Here is a 16,817-nt window from a genome sequence, read left to right as displayed (position 1 = left end):
TATAAATACAGGTTATGGAATTATGACGTTACGATTTTGAACATCTATGTCCGGGATTGGTGATATGATTTGCGAAATGCATAGATTACGTATCCTGACCCGATAGGACTGAGAGGCGGGTTAAATCTTTACAGGTTTTGTGCTAAATGAGAAACAATATATCAGAAATTTAATTGTTAATACCATCTAAATTCCGGGGGATATAAAGATCTCCCGGGATTTTTATTATCTAACCCTTATTCAGCGCACTAACCACGCCTTTCTTTATTCCACTAACCAACTGTTTAACCTAATAAAGCTGTTCACGCAGTTCCTGTGCCTTGTTACTGTCCGCGATCAGGATCTTACAGCTGGATCAGATCTGTAATAAAGACCACACCATCAGCAGTACGCAGACAGCGTGGCGCTTTCAGTTTTGCCGCAAAGAACCAGACCAGTTCACACAGCAACCCGGTCAGGGGGTGTTCCATTTCAGATCCCTGCGCCTGTTCAGTAAGGATCTGGAGCAATACCACGCAATATTCACACTCATTTCATCACTCGCGGAGCTTCCCGGCGGGCGCAGTGTGGCACGGGATTACATCTGGAACGGTGACGGCGAAGTCGGTGGCATCAATGACAAACTGCGGGGCTGCCTGGTGTTCGGCTATGACCGCAGCGGGTGGCTGACCAGTCGCACGGGGCAGATGTACTACCATGACCACTGGTATTACGACAAAGCGGGAAGGCGGGTTACAACGAACACGGCCAGGTGCTACAGGAGACGGACCCGGAAGGGCGCGTCACGCTTTACGGGTATGATGAACAGGGACTGGCGGTCAGCCGCACGGATGCGCGGGGTGGCAGGGTGCTGCTGGCGCATGATGCGCGCGGACAACTGACGCGTTATACCGACTGTTCGGACCGTACCACGCATTATGAATATGATGAAGACGGCAACCTGACGGCGGTGACGGATGCAGAAGGGAAAACGACACGCATCCGCTATAACCGGCTGGGGCTGCCGGAGACGGTCAGCCACCCCGGTAAACAGCAGGACCGCTACACCTGGAACGTGCAGGGGTAAAGCGGGGCACAACGCGGGGCTTGCCTCCTTGAGGCACTTTGCTGAACACAGAGGAAATGCGTCGGAATCTCACTATTGGCTGTGTCGCGGGTATCATTTGACAGTTAGACATGGTGCTGAACAGAAACGCGGATAAACCGAACATTTGTGTTTTTCGGTACAAGGTTGCGATTCAGTCAACGTCAAAAGTTCTGATACAGATCACAACCGCCGGTCAAACGGGTTGGATTGTTAGTATGCCATCTTCATTATGTGCATTTTTCTTAACAAGGATTACGTTTTATGAACATTCGACCTCTCTTCGCCTTAACTTTCATCGGCTTATTATGGGGTGTAGGCGCATCGCAGGGACAAGCAAAAGAGTGGAATAAAGAGCCGGTGGCTGTCTTACAGCAAGGTGCTGCCGAGGGGGATGCGCAGGCGCAGAGTCAACTCGGCAGAAGGTACTTTGAGGGTGATGGCGTTGCTATGGATCATCAAAAAGCGCTTGAGCTGTTTAAGCAAGCTGCCAGTCACGGAGATGCACTGGGTCAGAGTATGCTGGGTGCTATGTATTACATGGGAGAGGTTGTTGGCGTTGCTCAGGATTATAAAAAAGCGTTTGCGTTGTTTAACCAGGCAGCTCCCCAGGGCGATATGCTGGCGCAAGGTATGCTCGGGGCAATGTATTTAAAGGGAGAGGGAACCGCTCAGGACAATAAGAAAGCATTGGAGTGGTTTAGCAAGGCCGCGGAGCAGGGAGACAGGGGTTCTCAGGCGGAAATTGGGATGATGTACTTAGAAGGTAAAGGCGTCGCTCAGGACGATAAAAAGGCCGTTGAGTGGTTTGAGCAGGCAGCCAAAAAGGGAAATGCGGAAGCTCAGGGCCTGCTGGGGAGAATGTATCTGGAAGGCAAAGGCGTGGATCAGGACTATGCGCAAGCCTATATATGGACTGCGGTGGCCGTCGCTAATGGAAATTTTGATGCGCAGAGCGCTATGGAAAGCGCAAAGCAGAATTTAACGCCTGTCGCTTTTGAAGAAGCAGATACAAAAGCGAGAAACTATTTCGAACAGCATCGCGACCAACCAAAGACGTAACCCCATCTTAATCAGCAGGGCGGCGATGCCAGGCATGCCGTCCTGAAGATCCTGTCCTGTAAACGTTTGACGAATAGTTTACTTATCTCATCACTGAGAGGCGCTATTATCACCCACTCAGCTCTTACCCGGCTCCGGAATGCCGTATTTATTCCGTTTATGCTGATACAGCAAATCGTCGGCTTTTAACAGTGCGGTTTCCAGCGTGTCATCAGGATGCAGCTGATAGCAGCCATAGGAGAAGGCCACGAGTTTTTCTTCATCCAGGGTGGTCAGATTCTCCTGGATTCGGGCAATAACATCCCTGGATTTCGCCAGCGTATAATCGATCAAAATCAGGCTGAATTCATCTCCGCCCAGTCGTATACCGTAGTCACTTTTACGAATAGATTGGGCTATCGCCATGCCCAGAGATTGAATGGCTTTGTCGCCCATATGATGCCCCAGCGTGTCGTTGATTTTTTTCAACCCATCGCTGTCGATCGATATGACCGTGACTGCGATTTTTTTCTGGAGCAGGGTACGGATTTTTTGCTCAAGACTGGCGTTCATTATTTTTCGATTGTAGAGACCGGTCGTCGCATCGGTAACATTGTCGTGAGACAGTGACATATGACGTATAAACTGTTGTTTAGCATAACGGCACAGCAGCCAGGTACTGAATATATAAAGCACAACTAACCACATATTGCTGATAATAAGATAAAGAGCATCCAGCTTAATATGCAGAGTGTAATACTGTGTTATCGGTGCTTCATAATTAATTGCCTCTGCCGTTTTAATATACGGGTTATGGAAAATGATATTGTCACGGGTGGTATTATCAGTAACGTAAAGAGATAAAAATTGCCACAGCAAAGGACGATCCAGGGTATGAAACGACGTTGCCAGATCATTAATGTTGATATCGGTAATTAATATTCCTTTTACGATGTTGTGACGGAACACAGGGGTAAGCATGCTAATGATATTTTTTTTCGTATAGCCATCATGATAAATATGTGAAACGATATTTTCACCCTGCATCAAGTCATTTAATGCTGTGGCGTCAATATTGATGGTGTGGGCGCTACGAACAATATTGATGCTGTCATCATCGGTAACCAGCCAGTTACTGAATTTGTAGTGCCGGGTATCGACTAACTGATTGATGTAAATATAATTGTGTGCAAGATCAATGTAATACCGCATGTTTTTGAACACATATCCGTTGTAGTTCGAAAAACTGTACTGTGACGAAATCATCGTGTTTGCATGTTGAATAATAGGCAGCGCAAAGACGTCCTGGCCCCATTGCGCGCACGAGGGATTGTGAGTTTGTAGCGTACCCTCTAAAGCGGTCAGGGTTTTACCCACCAGATTTAAACCGAAAATCGTATTCTCTGATTCGACGTGTTTGCATATGTCAGCCATCTTATCCGCTTCATTTACTGACGGAGACGCTGTAGATGAAAATGCTCTCGATAAGCGAAATGCAATATCCTGGTTAATGAATTCCTCATGGAATAACGCAGACTTTCCGTTTTCAGCAATGTATCCCATGTAGCGTTGAAGACTACGGTATTCATGCGCGAAGAGGGCAAAAAAAATCGATGTCGTACAGGCAATAATGATAACAACTGCGCTGATATATTTATTTGAAGACAAGTTGGTAATTTTCCTTTTTTAAACCACTTGCAAATGCCCCCAAGTATAGCATCGATAAGCCTAAAATTCCCGCCGGTGAGTATACCCTCTGGTTCAGAGGATATATTTTATCCTGACATCCGGCGAGTTCGTGCAATTAATGCCCAATCATGTTGGCTTGTGGAATAAGCCGGAAATAGAGATGCTCGGGAACGGGACTCTCCCAGACACCCGCCAGCATGGCGATGCCGACTGCGGCAAAGACGATCCCCAGTACCAGTACAGTCATGGTGGCCCCCGAGAGGCCGCTTTGTTGCTGCGTTTTCTGATGTGGAATGCGTTGTGTTCCGGAAGGGGCGTGTACTGAAAAAACCAGTGTCGATGCGACCGGGCAGGATTCAACGCACGTCATACAGCCAGTGCATTCAATAGTCCTCACCTGGATTAATTTGTCTACCGGTATTTGTGATGGGCAATTTTTGGCGCATTTCCCACAATCAATACAACTGTCTGCATTACGGCGGATTTTAAACGGAGAAAACAGAGAAAAAAGGCCAAGCAGGGCACCATAAGGGCACAAATACCGACACCAAAGATGACGAATAAACAGGCTGGCGACGGTGAAAATAATCACACAGGCTAGCGTCGTCGTACCGATGTGACGGAAAAAATTGAGCATTTTAACGTCGATAATTATTCCGTAGGGTGACATGAGAAAGAGCTGAATTCCCTGAGCCGGTATTGAAAGCGCGATATACAGAAAAAAACTTAACAACACATATTTCAAACCGCGTAATGGAATATCCAGCCAGCGGGGGAGCGTAAAATGACGCCCCATGCATTTCATCCCCAGACTGGCAAGCAGTTCCGATAGCGTACCCACGGGACACAGCCATGAGCAGAATGCTTTTTTAAACAGCAAACTTATCAGAACAAACGCCGCCAGAAGCAGCATGGACGCGGCGTGAATAGGGGGAAGCAAACCGGTTTCCACAGTGTATCTGGCGTTCATCAACCCGGCGATGGGCAACCATCCTTCAATCCCGCCGGGCCTGGGAATATACACACTGGTACCGCCCGTTTCATAAAAGCGGACCCAGAAATAGAAACTGACGCCAATATAAATATTGATGGCCAGCAACAGATATTGCGTGGCTTTGCGCCAGGTTAGGGCATTTCGCCAGTCATTCCAGGGTAATTTCCCGCCTGTTGTTCCCTGACGGCGTTGCCAGCGTGTTCTCTTCGTTTCGCTCATGACTGCCCATTTTTCCAGAACGTGCATCTATAATGCGACTATGCTACGGCGGAACCCAAAGGCGAGAATTGATTTATATCCTGATAATGGTTGGCTGCGCAGATAAATAACGTTTTGCGCTACGTCGTACCTATAAAGTGTTATTTTTCCGGCGGTGATTGTTTATTTTGAAAAAGAGTGAGGGGGCAATGTAAAGCCCCCTGTTTATGACAGGCATCCGTGGGTTACGGATGCGTAATAAAGCGCGAAAGTCTCTGACGCAGTAATCGGTTTTCCTCTCTTAATTGTGCATTCTCTTCCAGCAACGTGAGCGCAACGGCAATGCCTGGCCAGTCCAGCGCCAGTTCGTGGCGTAACCGCAAGGCTCGTCGCACGACAGCGGCGGCATGGTCGTCGAATTGCCAGGGGGCCGCTTTGCGCTCGTAAGGCTCAATCACGCCCAGGCCGACAATTTCGTTGAGTTCTTCTTCTGATACACCGGTATGTAGACAAAATTCGGTGATGGTAAAGGTGACAGTGACATTCGCCATTATGCTTTCCCCCACTCTTTGCGCGGTTCAAAGGACGTTTGTGTCTCTGCCAGCTGTTGCCAGAGGGCTGCTGTCGCGGCGTCCGGTTTTGGCGGCATCACTATCTTAATTACCGCATACAGGTCGCCAGTATGCTTTTTACTTACCAGCCCCTTACCTTTGATGCGTAACCGTTGTCCCGCCTGACTCCCGGGCGGGATCGTCAGCAAAATGCTCTCTTTTAACGTCGGCACGGTGACTTTGGTACCCAGTGCGGCTTCCCACGGCGCCAGCGGCAGGACGATCTCCAGATCCTGGTTGACGATGTCAAACAGAGGATGCGGCGCAATACGGAAAACCAGCCACAGGTCGCCATTGGGTCCGCCGTTTTCGCCTGGCGTTCCCTGGCCTTTGAGACGAATACGTTGCCCATTTCCCACGCCCGCCGGGATTTTTACATTCAGCGTTTTGGGTATTTCCTGCTCCACAAGGCCAAATGCGTTATATACCGGCAAGGTATAGCTGATGGTTCGCGAGTGTTCAGCCAGGGTCTCTTCGAGAAATATCGCCACCTCAATCTCGATATCGTGCCCCCGGGTTGCCGGGCGCTGGCGAGACTGTCGGCCATGCTGACCAAAAATCGACGAAAAAATATCATCAAAATCTTCAGTGTTATAACTCTGGTTTTCACCTTGCTGGAATGCGCGGTTAAATTGCGGATCGTTGCGATGCTGCCACAACTGATCATATTCTGCCCGGCGCTGTTCATCACTGAGCACTTCCCACGCCTGCGCAACCTCTTTAAAGCGGGTTTCGGCATCGGGTTCTTTGCTGACATCAGGATGGTACTTGCGGGCCAGTCGGCGATAGGCGGTCTTGATAGTCTTGAGATCATCCGTCGGTTTTACGCCCATAATGGCGTAATAATCCTTTAATTCCATAGCGTTCTCTCTCATAAATCACGGCATGCAAAAGAAATCCCCTGAAAAAGCATCACCGTTAAGTGTAGGGTAATCCTAAGAAACGCGTCTGCAAACCGAAAAACATCATTTTGCTGGATGAGATCAATCCACGGATAGCGGGTCTCCTGAGGGCATTGCGGGCGCGAAATCAGGCTGTGGACATAACTTTACAGGCCAAAGGTTGCCAAAACCTCCTCAGGGGCTAAGATAACCCGCGTCAATCAGTGAGGGTGTAATGGCAAAACGACAACGGATGGGATGGTGGTTTCTGTGTCTGGCATGTGTCGTGGTGATGATTTGCACCGCGCAGCGCATGGCGGGTCTGCACGCGTTGCAGATGGAAACAGCCGCGACCGTCGTGGCCGTCCAGTCGGATGTGCCGTCTGAAGAGGCGACGTCGTCAGTCACACCGTGCGAACTGAGCGCGAAATCACTGCTGGCGTCACCGCCCGTGATGTTTGAAGGGGCGATTATTGTCCTCTGCCTGCTCCTTGCTCTACTGGCACCTCTGCGGGTTGTTCGCCTGCCGTTTTTCCCTCCGCGAGCCATCTCGCCCCCCACACTCAGAGTTCATCTCCGCTTTTGCGTTTTCCGTGAATGACAGACCGGTTTTTGCTAACGGTAAGTTAATTATTCATGGAGAAAAAATATGATTCTTATTTTCAGGCAGATGCTGTTCTGTCTGTTATTGCTATGGCTGCCCGTATCCTGGGCGGCAGACAACGGCTGGCTGCGCTCAGCGGAGAATGATCATGCCAGTGTGCGGCTGCGTGCCGATACCACTGCGCAGGGCGAAACTCGGCTGTTGCTGGAGGTAAAGCTGGAAAACGGCTGGAAGACCTACTGGCGTTCACCTGGAGAGGGCGGTGTTGCCCCTGCGATTGCCTGGAAAGGCGAGATGCCCGCCGTCGACTGGTTCTGGCCAACGCCTTCGCGTTTTGAGGTGGCGAATCTGACCACTCAGGGGTATCACGACCAGGTCAGCTTTCCGTTGGTGATTCGGGGAAAAGCGCCGGAGAAAATCGCAGGCATCCTGACGCTCTCAACGTGCAGCAACGTCTGTCTGCTGACCGATTATGCGTTTTCCGTTTCGCCGTCCCACCAGGACGCGACCTTTGCCCATGACTTTGCTCAGGCGATGGGGCGACTCCCCCTGTCTCAGGGACTGACCGATTCCATTACCGTTGGCGCGCGCGCCGGGGAACTGGTGGTTGAAGCCGAGCGGGCGGGAGGCTGGTCAACCCCTGGGTTGTATCTCGATACTGTCGATGACGCGGAAATCGGTAAACCGCAATTCCATATTGCGGGGACGACACTGCAGGCGACGATCCCTGTTCGCGATAGCTGGGGGGAAGGGGCGCCAGATCTCCGCGGGAAGAGCGTCACGCTGGTATTGACCAATGAGGGGATCGCGCAGGAGAGCACGCTCCCGGTGGGTAGCGCCCCTGCGCCATTGGCAGAAAACGCCGCCTTGCCGCTCTGGCAAGTGGTTCTGACGGCGCTACTGGGGGGATTTATTCTCAATTTGATGCCCTGCGTGTTGCCCGTTCTGGGGATGAAGCTCGGCTCCGTATTGCTGGTGGAGGAGAAAAACCGACACCAGGTGCGGCGGCAATTCCTCGCTTCGGTGGCGGGGATTATCGCCTCCTTTATGGCGCTGGCGCTGCTGATGACCGTGCTGCGGTTGACGAATCAGGCGCTCGGCTGGGGTATTCAATTCCAGAATCCGTGGTTTATTGGCGTCATGGTGGTGGTGATGCTGACCTTCAGCGCCAGCCTGTTTGGACTGTTTGAATTCCGGCTTCCTTCGGCAATGACAACCCGACTGGCGACCCAGGGTGGCAATGGGATGTCCGGTCATTTCTGGCAGGGGGCGTTCGCCACCCTGCTGGCGACGCCGTGCAGCGCACCGTTCCTTGGCACCGCCGTAGCGGTGGCCCTGACAGCACCGCTTCCGACGTTGTGGGGACTGTTTCTCGCACTGGGATTGGGGATGAGCCTGCCGTGGTTGCTGGTTGCGCTGCGCCCCGGCCTGGCGCTGAGTTTGCCACGTCCCGGTCGCTGGATGAACGGACTACGACGCCTGCTTGGGTTGATGATGCTGGGATCCGCAATCTGGCTGGCAACGCTTCTGCTGCCGCACATCGGACTTGCCACGCACGCCCCGACAAAAGAGAGCGTGGTCTGGCAACCCCTGAGTGAACAGGCCATTCAGCACGCGCTGGCACAAAACAAACGGGTGTTTATCGACGTCACCGCAGACTGGTGTATCACCTGTAAGGTCAATAAATACAACGTATTGCAGAAAGAGGCTGTGCAGGATGCGCTGCAACAGCCGGATGTTGTTGCCCTGCGCGGCGACTGGACGCTCCCTTCCGATGAGTTGTCTGAATTTCTGAAAAAACGTGGCCGCGTTGCCGTGCCATTTAACCAAATTTATGGCCCCGGAATACCGGAAGGCCAGGCGTTACCCACCTTACTGACGCAGGAGATGGTCCTACAAACGCTGGAAAACGCAAAAGGAGTTATGCCATGAAATACCTGATTATTTTGCTCTTCACAGTGTTCTCTGGTTTGAGTATGGCGAAAGAGGCGGCACCGTTTACGCCGGAGCAAGAAAAACAGATCGAAGCGCTGATTCAGGAAGCGTTGTTTAACGATCCTGCCAGTCCGCGCATTGGCGCGAAAAAGGCGACGCTGACGCTCATCAACTTTACGGACTACAACTGCCCCTACTGCAAACAGCTTGATCCCATGCTGGTAAAAATCGTGCAGAAATACCCCCAGGTCGCGGTGGTGATTAAGCCGTTGCCCTTTAAAGGGGAAAGTTCGGTTCTGTCGGCACGTACGGCGCTGACGACCTGGCGCGACCATCCTGAACAGTTCCTGGCGCTGCATGAAAAACTGATGCAGAAACGGGGATATCACACCGCCGCCAGCATTGCGCAGGCGCAGGAAAAAGCAGGTACGGCCGCAGTGACGCTGGATGAAAAAAGCAATGAGACTTTGAGTACCAACCTGCAGCTTGCCCGGCTGGTTGGCGTTCAGGGGACGCCAGCGACAATCATCGGGGATGAAATGATCCCCGGCGCAGTGCCCTGGGAGACGCTTGAAGAAGTTGTCAAAGAGAAACTGGCGGCGGCTAATGGTCAGTAAGTTACGGCGCTGGCTGCGCGAAGGGCTTATCTTGCTGGCGCTGCTGACCGTTGTTACGGTACTGGTTGATGCCTGGCGCGCGCCACAGGTTCCACCCACTTTTGACAGCACGCCGCTGCAAACGGTGGACGGGGAAACCGTCACCCTGGCGAGACTCAGCGAAGAGAATCCGGTCTTGCTCTATTTTTGGGCAAGCTGGTGCGGTGTTTGTCGTTTCACGACCCCGGATGTCGCGCGACTTCACCAGGACGGGGTCAACGTGATGACCATTGCGCTGCGTTCTGGCAGCGAGGCTGAGGTCTCTCGCTGGCTGACGCGCAAAAACGTCACGTTTCCGGTCATCAATGATGCGAGTGGCGAGATATCCCGACGCTGGGAAATCAGCGTAACGCCGACGCTGGTGATCGTTTCAAAGGGAGAGGTCGTCTCCACCACCAGCGGCTGGACCAGCTACTGGGGGATGAAACTTCGACTATGGTGGGCTAACGCGTTTTGAAACCATGCCGGGGAAACCCGGCATTTTTTCATGTCCGCCACATTTCATTCTGCACATTCATGGCATCCATATTTCGCTCCCCAACGAAGCAAACCCTGAGGATCGCGGACAAAATCGCGTATCGGCTTTTTTCTGGGGGAACAACGTATGGTCGTATTCTGGGAGTCCGGGCTTTACCTGATGTTGATGATCACCGCTACATTTGTACTGGCGGGAATGGTGAAAGGCGTCACTGGTATGGGGCTACCCACCGTGGCGATGGGGATTCTGGGGGCGCTGGTCTCCCCGGTTGCCGCCGCCGCGATGCTGCTGTTACCGTCACTGATCAGCAATCTGTTTCAATTCGGCGGTGGGGGCAATACCCGAACATTGCTAAAACGTCTCTGGCCGATGCTTTCCATGGTCGTCATCGCCACACTGCTTGCCAGCGTCTGGATTGCAGGTGGCGATACCCGCCGCACTCAGTTTGCGCTTGGCGTCGCACTGATTCTTTACGCGCTGTGGACACTGGCCGGGAAACGAATCCGGGTCGATCCGCAGCGTGAAAAACCGGTGTCAATGATGGTCGGCGTGGTGACGGGACTGCTGACTGGCGGCACGGGTGTTTTCGTGATGCCCGCTGTGCCGTGGCTCCAGTCCCTTGGATTTGAGAAAGAGGAGCTGGTGCAGGCGTTGGGTATCTCTTTCACCTTCTCGACGCTGGCATTAGCGCTCGGATTATGGTGGCACGGCGCGTTGCCGGTTCAGTCTGTCACCTTATCGGCATTCGCCATTATTCCCGCGCTTGTCGGGCAGTGGATCGGCACCCGTGTTCGCCGGGTGATTTCACCGCAGGTGTTTAAGCGGTGCTTTTTACTCTGCCTGATGGGGCTCGGGAGCGAGATGATCGTTCGGGCGGTGTAAGTGCCATCGTGACGTTGCGGGGATTGCGTGCCAGGGTTAATGCAGATTATCCGGGACAAAGGGGGGCTTATGGCGTCGTTGATTTCAGAAAATGAAGAGCAGTTCGAACTCGAGTCAAGGATGGCGCTGACCGCTGCGGTAATGGCGGATAAATCGCGCTCACGCATGTTGAGCGCCTTAATGGATGGGCGCGCGTGGACGGCAACGGAACTGAGTGCGGTGGCGGATGTTTCAGCCTCCACCGCCAGCGCGCATCTGGCGCGTTTATGTGAACAACGCTTTGTTATCTCGCTGGCTCAGGGGAGACATCGCTATTTTCGGCTGGCAAGTACAGAGATAGCGCAATTACTGGAACGATTAATGGGGGTCGCGTGGGCGTCATCCGCGACACGTAAAATTACCACGCCACCAGGCTTACGCCATGCCCGCACCTGCTATGACCACCTTGCGGGAGAAATCGCCGTCATGCTTTTTGACACCCTGGTTTCCCGGCAATGGGTAACGGCCCAGGGCGATGCGTTAACGCCGCTGGGGCAGGCAAAACTCACCGAGCTGGGAATTGAGATTGGCGCGGGAGTCTCGCGTAGAAAGTTGAGCTGCGGCTGCCTGGACTGGAGCGAACGGCGCTACCATACCGGGGGCGTTCTCGGGGCCGCCCTGTTGACCTGGTTCGAACAACAGCGATGGATCACCACCACAGCGGGCAGTCGCCAGGTCACTTTTACGCAATTGGGGATCCGTAAACTTCAGCTTCACTTTGGCATTACCGCGTTGCGGTAAATCTTCCGTTTTGCGAAAGCGTTCCCGGAAAAATGTCATACTTCTGTCACACTTAGAAAAATTTGATAACAACAAGAGGTTGTAGGGATGAAAAAATCGTTACTCGCCGCCAGTGTGGCAGGGGTTTTATTGGTGTCTGGCCACGCGCAGGCGCAGAGCACGCCAGAAGGGTATCAACTGCAACAAGTGTTAATGATGAGCCGCCATAACCTGCGCGCGCCGTTGGCCAATAATGGCAGCGTCCTTGAACAATCTACGCCAAACAAGTGGCCTGAATGGGATGTGCCTGGCGGTCAGCTCACCACCAAAGGCGGGATACTGGAAGTGTATATGGGCCATTATATGCGTGAGTGGCTGGCAGAGCAGGGGATGGTGAAGTCAGGCGAATGCCCGGCGCCGGATGCGGTCTACACCTACGCCAACAGCCTGCAACGCACGGTGGCGACGGCGCAGTTCTTTATCACCGGGGCATTCCCGGGGTGCGACATTCCTGTACACCATCAGGAAAAAATGGGCACCATGGACCCGACCTTTAACCCGGTGATCACCGATGATTCCGCGGCTTTTAGCCAGAAAGCGGTTCTCGCGATGGAGAAAGAGCGCAGCCAGATGCATCTTAATGAGAGCTATCAGTTGCTGGAGCAGATGACTAACTACAAAGACTCGCCGTCCTGCAAAGAAAAACAGCAATGTTCGCTTCTCGACGCCAAAGACAACTTTAGCGCGAAATACCAACAAGAACCCGGCGTTTCAGGTCCATTGAAGGTGGGAAATTCGCTGGTCGATGCCTTTACGCTGCAGTATTACGAAGGGTTCCCGATGGAAAAGGTGGCGTGGGGCGAGATCAAAACCGACCAACAATGGAAAGTGCTGTCGAAACTGAAGAACGGTTATCAGGATAGCCTGTTTACCTCCGCCGAGGTGGCGCGCAATGTGGCCCAACCGCTGGTGAAATATATTGATAAAGCGTTGGTGAGTGAGCGCAGTAGCGCGCCGAAAATCACCGTCCTGGTCGGCCATGACTCAAATATCGCGTCACTGTTGACCGCGCTGGATTTCAAACCCTATCAGTTACATAACCAGAATGAACGTACGCCGATTGGCGGTAAAATCGTGTTCCAGCGCTGGCATGACAGTAAAGCCAATCGCGATCTGATGAAAATAGAGTATGTGTACCAAAGCTCGCAGCAATTGCGTAATGCGGAGGTTCTGACGCTGAAATCACCGGCGCAGCGTGTGACGCTGGAGCTGAAAGGCTGTCCGATAGATTCAAATGGATTCTGCCCGATCGACAAGTTTGATCGTGTACTGAACGACGCGGCAAACTAAGTGAAAGGCTCCCCCGTGCGAACGGGGGAGTGATCGCTACACGTTTTTACGATCGATGGTTTGCTCGCCCCAATAGAGCGAATCTTTATCTGTTTTATTGAAGGCTTTGATCAACACTTCATCGCTGCCTTCTTCCCAAATCTTTTCCGCCAGTTTCTCGTCGTACTGGGCGACTTCAAAAATGGCCTCGGCTATTTCTGGTGACGTATTACGCAGACTTGCCCATTCGCCGACGCGATGAGCTTTCGCTTCTTGAGTTGGCATTCGAATCCTCCTGTTGAAGATTAGCCGTTAAGTTTTACTGCCAGGCCAGCGACATATTCGCCCTGGTAGCGCGCAATGGAGAGTTCCTCCTGGCTTGGCTGTCGTGAGCCGTCACCGCCTGCAATCGTGGTCGCGCCATACGGCGTTCCGCCACGAACCTGTGAAACGTCAAACAATTCCTGTGCGGCATACCCGATAGGCACAATCACCATGCCGTGATGCGCCAGGGTGGTCCAGGTTGATGTAATGGTTTGCTCCTGACCGCCGCCGGTTCCGGTTGAACTAAAGACACTGGCGAGTTTGCCGTACAGTGCGCCGGAAGCCCACAGCCCGCCGGTTTGATCCAGGAAGGTGCGCATTTGACCGGACATATTGCCAAAACGCGTGGGGGTGCCAAAAATAATTGCGTCATATTCTGGAAGTTCCTGCGGTGTTGCAACGGGTGCGTTCTGCGTTTTACCCCCGGCTTTTGCGAAGATATCAGGATGCATCGTTTCTGGTACGCGCTTAACGACAACCTCAGCGCCTTGTACCTTACTTGCCCCTTCAGCCACCGCATGCGCCATGGTTTCAATGTGTCCGTACATGGAATAATAAAGCACCAGAACTTTTGCCATTTTGCACTACTCCTCGGTTTTATCGTCTCCGTAGCGATTCGCTACCTCCATTTAAAGATATGACGTACTGGGGAGAGTGCAAATTTCACAACCATTCTTTTGATTTATAACAATATTCACACAACTTCTCGTTGACGCAAAATGATACATTTTTAACCATGTGATTTTCCCAGTCATAAGAAAGGCTTATTGATTTCCGTGGGGGATTATTTCTTTTATTACGGTGATCCTGTTGCAGGATATTACGGTTTACTGGCCGCCAGAGGGATCTTCACTAAGCTTATTCCCACGCAGCGAAAATGATGGCGATGTCCATCTGTTGTGTGAGGAGTCACTCCTCGGTACCTATGCAGTATGATGTCTAATCAATGACGGAGGTCAGTAATGGCAAACCATCGGGGCGGTTCCGGCAACTTTGCGGAAGACCGTGAAAGAGCATCAGAAGCAGGCCGTAAAGGTGGCCAAAACAGCGGGGGTAACTTCAAGAACGATCCGCAACGTGCATCAGAAGCAGGCAAAAAAGGGGGCAAAAGTAGTCACGGTAACCGTAACAGCTAGCCTGTCTGAATCTTTCATGGCGTTGGGTTCAGGTGAAACGCACACGCCATGATGCCACCGCCGCCGGATATTCCGGCGGTTTTTTTGGTCTGCAAGGTTGAACTGTAACAAAACGCAACGCAGACTAAAGGGATTCTGCTCATCAGGTGTCCCATGTCACGACGTTCAGGTTATTCCTTCTCCATAAAGCCCCAGGAAGCCATTCTCATCATCATCACGATGTTTTGGGGTGGTACCTTTCTGGCCGTGCAATATGCGGTCACGCAGAGTGGGCCGTTTTTCTTTGTCGGTATTCGTTTTGCGACAGCGGCGCTGGCTGTGGCGTTGTTGTCGCTGCGCACATTGCGCGGATTAACCTGGCTGGAATGTAAAGCGGGTGTGGCGATCGGTGTCTCGATAGCGCTCGGCTACAGCCTGCAAACCTGGGGGTTACAGTTCATCCCTAGCAGCAAATCTGCCTTTATCACGGCGATGTATGTGCCGCTGGTGCCCTTGCTGCAATGGCTTTGCCTGGGACGGATGCCGGGTTTGATGCCCTGCGCAGGCATCGTGCTGGCGTTCATTGGACTGATTTTTCTTGCGGGGCCAGGCGACAATTTACTGGCGCTGGGCGAAGGCGAGTTGATTACGCTTGCCAGCGCGGTGGCGATTGCCGCAGAAATTATTCTTATCAGCGCATGGGCGGGGAAGGTCGATGTCCGTCGGGTGACGGTGGTGCAACTGGCCACGGCATCGCTGGTGGCGTTTATCGCTATGGTTCCGGCCGGGGAGTCAGTCCCGCCGATGTCCACGGGATTGCTGGTGGTCGCGCTCGGCCTTGGGATCTTCAGTGCCATTATTCAGGTGACGATGAACTGGGCGCAGCGCAGCGTTTCGCCGACGCGGGCAACGGTCATTTATACCGGTGAACCGGTATGGGCAGGGATTTTTGGCCGCATTGCCGGGGAGCGTTTACCGTTACTGGCGCTGTTGGGCGCGGTATTTATTATTGCGGGCGTGCTGGTCAGTGAATTGAAGTTAAAACGGAAAACACCTTCAGTGGAGAACGCCGCTGACGACGCGTCGCAAGTGCCATCGGACCCTCAGTAAGCAAAACCAATCCTGGGTTAACCCCTGCAAGTTTTGTTATGATCATGGCAAATAAAAAAGGAGAGGGCGCATGGCACAAAGCGCAGTCAAAAAACCAGGTAAACGTTCACAGGCCGTCAGCGCAAAACGCCAGGCCATTCTTAACGCCGCATTAAACACCTTTTCCCAGTATGGCATTCATGGCACCCGGCTTGAGCAGGTTGCTGAACTGGCTGGCGTATCCAAAACCAATCTTCTCTATTATTACCCGTCAAAAGAGGCGCTGTATGTGGCGGTACTGCGTCAGATCCTCGACATCTGGCTGGCGCCGCTGAAGGCGTTTCGTGAGGATTTTGCACCGCTGGTGGCTATCAAAGAGTACATTCGCCTGAAGCTGGAGGTTTCCCGTGATTACCCGCAGGCCTCAAGGCTGTTTTGCATGGAAATGCTGGCGGGGGCGCCGTTGCTGATGGAAGAGTTAACGGGCGATTTGAAGAAGTTGATTGACGAGAAATCTGCGCTTATCGCTGGCTGGATCGACAGCGGCAAGCTTGCGCCTGTCGATCCGCACCATCTTATCTTTATGATTTGGGCTTCAACGCAACATTACGCGGATTTTGCCCCTCAGGTGGAAGCCGTGACGGGCGCAACGCTGCGTGATGAAGCCTTTTTTAACCAAACGGTTGAGAGCGTTCAGCGGATGATCATTGAAGGCATTCGCGTGCGTTAACCGGCGGGCGGCAACGGGCAGCTTAAATCACCTTCTTCACACTGGAGCAGCGAGGCTAAAAACGCGTCGCGCTCAGCGGTTTTGTCCGCCAGACACTGACTGGCGATCATGGCCTGAGCGCTACCGCCTTCCGTACCGGAGCTGAGTAATGCGCAATCAGCATCTCTGAGCGCAATCCATGCGGCCTGCGCTTTTTTCAGCAATTCACGCTGCGGCGGCGCGGCGCGGGTTAGCGCATTCTGATAGGTCTCATTGAGTTTTTTATCGGCTGCCTGAAATTGTGCGGCGGCGCAGGTGTTCATTTCGGTTTGCGTGCTGGCGTTTGCGCAGTCATCGGCCAGCGCCTGACTGCTCAACAGCAGCGCAGCACACGTCAGTAAAATTCGGTTCATGCTTCCCTCTGGCTCCATAAAAAAAG

The 16,817-nt window shown here is 52.8% G+C and carries 19 protein-coding genes and 1 pseudogene; 12 read left to right on the top strand and 8 right to left on the bottom strand.

Annotated elements, in window-relative coordinates; all coding sequences use genetic code 11:
- Positions 1–344 precede the first annotated feature (344 nt).
- On the bottom strand, positions 345–470 hold the full coding sequence (locus tag NNO04_RS17915) for a hypothetical protein (protein ID WP_271445828.1): 126 nt from the start codon (positions 468–470) through the stop codon (positions 345–347).
- Between the two features lie 254 nt (positions 471–724).
- Here NNO04_RS17915 and NNO04_RS17910 point away from each other — a divergent pair.
- Positions 725–1,063, top strand: a pseudogene (locus tag NNO04_RS17910) (hypothetical protein); the annotation flags it as partial.
- 285 nt (positions 1,064–1,348) lie between these two features.
- On the top strand, positions 1,349–2,146 hold the full coding sequence (locus NNO04_RS17905) for a tetratricopeptide repeat protein (protein WP_271445827.1): 798 nt from the start codon (positions 1,349–1,351) through the stop codon (positions 2,144–2,146).
- A gap of 117 nt (positions 2,147–2,263) precedes the next feature.
- Here NNO04_RS17905 and dgcJ read toward each other — a convergent pair whose 3' ends face one another.
- The 4 genes from dgcJ to cbpA all read right to left on the bottom strand — a co-directional run bounded on the left by dgcJ (position 2,264) and on the right by cbpA (position 6,477).
- The gene (gene dgcJ / locus NNO04_RS17900; protein WP_271445826.1) at positions 2,264–3,793 is read right to left on the bottom strand and encodes a diguanylate cyclase DgcJ; all 1,530 of its coding nucleotides are present in this window, start codon (positions 3,791–3,793) and stop codon (positions 2,264–2,266) included.
- A 136-nt stretch (positions 3,794–3,929) separates the two neighbouring features.
- The gene (locus NNO04_RS17895) at positions 3,930–5,027 is read right to left on the bottom strand and encodes a 4Fe-4S binding protein (protein ID WP_271445825.1); all 1,098 of its coding nucleotides are present in this window, start codon (positions 5,025–5,027) and stop codon (positions 3,930–3,932) included.
- Positions 5,028–5,251: 224 nt separating this feature from the next.
- Positions 5,252–5,557 (bottom strand): chaperone modulator CbpM, encoded by a 306-nt coding sequence (gene cbpM / locus NNO04_RS17890; protein ID WP_271445824.1) that lies wholly within the window; start codon positions 5,555–5,557, stop codon positions 5,252–5,254.
- A complete protein-coding gene (cbpA, locus tag NNO04_RS17885) occupies positions 5,557–6,477 on the bottom strand; it encodes a curved DNA-binding protein (protein ID WP_271445823.1) in 921 nt (306 codons plus the stop codon). The genes cbpM and cbpA overlap by 1 nt, the downstream gene beginning before the upstream one ends.
- A 256-nt stretch (positions 6,478–6,733) precedes the next feature.
- Here cbpA and NNO04_RS17880 point away from each other — a divergent pair, with 256 nt between their 5' ends.
- The 7 genes from NNO04_RS17880 to agp all read left to right on the top strand — a co-directional run bounded on the left by NNO04_RS17880 (position 6,734) and on the right by agp (position 13,162).
- Positions 6,734–7,099 carry a copper resistance protein gene (locus NNO04_RS17880; RefSeq protein ID WP_271445822.1) on the top strand — a complete coding sequence of 122 codons (366 nt, stop codon included), beginning with the start codon at positions 6,734–6,736 and terminating at the stop codon, positions 7,097–7,099.
- A 48-nt stretch (positions 7,100–7,147) separates the two neighbouring features.
- Positions 7,148–9,034: a protein-disulfide reductase DsbD family protein gene (locus tag NNO04_RS17875; RefSeq protein ID WP_271445821.1), complete on the top strand. Its 1,887-nt coding sequence runs from the start codon at positions 7,148–7,150 to the stop codon at positions 9,032–9,034.
- Positions 9,031–9,654 (top strand): DsbA family protein, encoded by a 624-nt coding sequence (locus NNO04_RS17870; protein ID WP_271445820.1) that lies wholly within the window; start codon positions 9,031–9,033, stop codon positions 9,652–9,654. Before NNO04_RS17875 ends, NNO04_RS17870 begins: the two co-directional genes overlap by 4 nt.
- Complete coding sequence (locus tag NNO04_RS17865; RefSeq protein ID WP_271445819.1) at positions 9,644–10,150, top strand: protein disulfide oxidoreductase; 507 nt, start codon at positions 9,644–9,646, stop codon at positions 10,148–10,150. Before NNO04_RS17870 ends, NNO04_RS17865 begins: the two co-directional genes overlap by 11 nt.
- Before the next feature lie 147 nt (positions 10,151–10,297).
- Positions 10,298–11,053, top strand: a complete 756-nt coding sequence (locus NNO04_RS17860; RefSeq protein WP_271445818.1) for a sulfite exporter TauE/SafE family protein — start codon at positions 10,298–10,300, stop codon at positions 11,051–11,053.
- Between the two features lie 69 nt (positions 11,054–11,122).
- Positions 11,123–11,833 (top strand): ArsR/SmtB family transcription factor, encoded by a 711-nt coding sequence (locus tag NNO04_RS17855; RefSeq protein WP_271445817.1) that lies wholly within the window; start codon positions 11,123–11,125, stop codon positions 11,831–11,833.
- A gap of 87 nt (positions 11,834–11,920) precedes the next feature.
- Positions 11,921–13,162: a bifunctional glucose-1-phosphatase/inositol phosphatase gene (gene agp / locus NNO04_RS17850; protein WP_271445816.1), complete on the top strand. Its 1,242-nt coding sequence runs from the start codon at positions 11,921–11,923 to the stop codon at positions 13,160–13,162.
- A gap of 36 nt (positions 13,163–13,198) precedes the next feature.
- On the opposite strand, the gene NNO04_RS17845 is transcribed toward agp, so the two are convergent.
- Positions 13,199–13,426, bottom strand: coding sequence for a YccJ family protein (locus tag NNO04_RS17845; protein ID WP_162380252.1), 228 nt, complete (start codon positions 13,424–13,426; stop codon positions 13,199–13,201).
- A 20-nt stretch (positions 13,427–13,446) separates the two neighbouring features.
- Complete coding sequence (gene wrbA / locus NNO04_RS17840) at positions 13,447–14,043, bottom strand: NAD(P)H:quinone oxidoreductase (protein WP_271445815.1); 597 nt, start codon at positions 14,041–14,043, stop codon at positions 13,447–13,449.
- A 384-nt stretch (positions 14,044–14,427) separates the two neighbouring features.
- On the opposite strand from wrbA, the gene NNO04_RS17835 reads away from it, so the two are divergent.
- From NNO04_RS17835 to rutR, 3 genes are all read left to right on the top strand, one after another.
- Positions 14,428–14,601: a general stress protein gene (locus NNO04_RS17835; protein WP_162382755.1), complete on the top strand. Its 174-nt coding sequence runs from the start codon at positions 14,428–14,430 to the stop codon at positions 14,599–14,601.
- A gap of 153 nt (positions 14,602–14,754) precedes the next feature.
- A complete protein-coding gene (locus NNO04_RS17830) occupies positions 14,755–15,690 on the top strand; it encodes a DMT family transporter (protein WP_271445814.1) in 936 nt (311 codons plus the stop codon).
- Positions 15,691–15,760: 70 nt separating this feature from the next.
- Positions 15,761–16,399 (top strand): HTH-type transcriptional regulator RutR, encoded by a 639-nt coding sequence (gene rutR, locus NNO04_RS17825; RefSeq protein ID WP_271445813.1) that lies wholly within the window; start codon positions 15,761–15,763, stop codon positions 16,397–16,399.
- On the opposite strand, the gene NNO04_RS17820 is transcribed toward rutR, so the two are convergent.
- Positions 16,396–16,791: a lysozyme inhibitor LprI family protein gene (locus NNO04_RS17820; RefSeq protein ID WP_271445812.1), complete on the bottom strand. Its 396-nt coding sequence runs from the start codon at positions 16,789–16,791 to the stop codon at positions 16,396–16,398. The genes rutR and NNO04_RS17820 overlap by 4 nt on opposite strands.
- Positions 16,792–16,817 lie beyond the last annotated feature (26 nt).

The sequence above is a fragment of the Citrobacter sp. Awk 4 genome, from assembly GCF_028069725.1.
Classification (GTDB): Bacteria; Pseudomonadota; Gammaproteobacteria; order Enterobacterales; family Enterobacteriaceae; genus Citrobacter_D.
Note: the sequence above shows the minus strand (reverse complement) of the source record. Positions and strands in the feature narration are given on the sequence as shown.

Coding starts and splice junctions, on each gene's coding strand:
- NNO04_RS17915 (WP_271445828.1), bottom strand. CDS start 470: ATGGAACACCCCCTGACCGGGTTGCTGTGTGAACTGGTCTGGTTCTTT.
- NNO04_RS17905 (WP_271445827.1), top strand. CDS start 1,349: ATGAACATTCGACCTCTCTTCGCCTTAACTTTCATCGGCTTATTATGG.
- NNO04_RS17895 (WP_271445825.1), bottom strand. CDS start 5,027: ATGAGCGAAACGAAGAGAACACGCTGGCAACGCCGTCAGGGAACAACA.
- cbpM (WP_271445824.1), bottom strand. CDS start 5,557: ATGGCGAATGTCACTGTCACCTTTACCATCACCGAATTTTGTCTACAT.
- cbpA (WP_271445823.1), bottom strand. CDS start 6,477: ATGGAATTAAAGGATTATTACGCCATTATGGGCGTAAAACCGACGGAT.
- NNO04_RS17880 (WP_271445822.1), top strand. CDS start 6,734: ATGGCAAAACGACAACGGATGGGATGGTGGTTTCTGTGTCTGGCATGT.
- NNO04_RS17875 (WP_271445821.1), top strand. CDS start 7,148: ATGATTCTTATTTTCAGGCAGATGCTGTTCTGTCTGTTATTGCTATGG.
- NNO04_RS17870 (WP_271445820.1), top strand. CDS start 9,031: ATGAAATACCTGATTATTTTGCTCTTCACAGTGTTCTCTGGTTTGAGT.
- NNO04_RS17865 (WP_271445819.1), top strand. CDS start 9,644: ATGGTCAGTAAGTTACGGCGCTGGCTGCGCGAAGGGCTTATCTTGCTG.
- NNO04_RS17860 (WP_271445818.1), top strand. CDS start 10,298: ATGGTCGTATTCTGGGAGTCCGGGCTTTACCTGATGTTGATGATCACC.
- NNO04_RS17855 (WP_271445817.1), top strand. CDS start 11,123: ATGGCGTCGTTGATTTCAGAAAATGAAGAGCAGTTCGAACTCGAGTCA.
- agp (WP_271445816.1), top strand. CDS start 11,921: ATGAAAAAATCGTTACTCGCCGCCAGTGTGGCAGGGGTTTTATTGGTG.
- NNO04_RS17845 (WP_162380252.1), bottom strand. CDS start 13,426: ATGCCAACTCAAGAAGCGAAAGCTCATCGCGTCGGCGAATGGGCAAGT.
- wrbA (WP_271445815.1), bottom strand. CDS start 14,043: ATGGCAAAAGTTCTGGTGCTTTATTATTCCATGTACGGACACATTGAA.
- NNO04_RS17835 (WP_162382755.1), top strand. CDS start 14,428: ATGGCAAACCATCGGGGCGGTTCCGGCAACTTTGCGGAAGACCGTGAA.
- NNO04_RS17830 (WP_271445814.1), top strand. CDS start 14,755: ATGTCACGACGTTCAGGTTATTCCTTCTCCATAAAGCCCCAGGAAGCC.
- rutR (WP_271445813.1), top strand. CDS start 15,761: ATGGCACAAAGCGCAGTCAAAAAACCAGGTAAACGTTCACAGGCCGTC.
- NNO04_RS17820 (WP_271445812.1), bottom strand. CDS start 16,791: ATGAACCGAATTTTACTGACGTGTGCTGCGCTGCTGTTGAGCAGTCAG.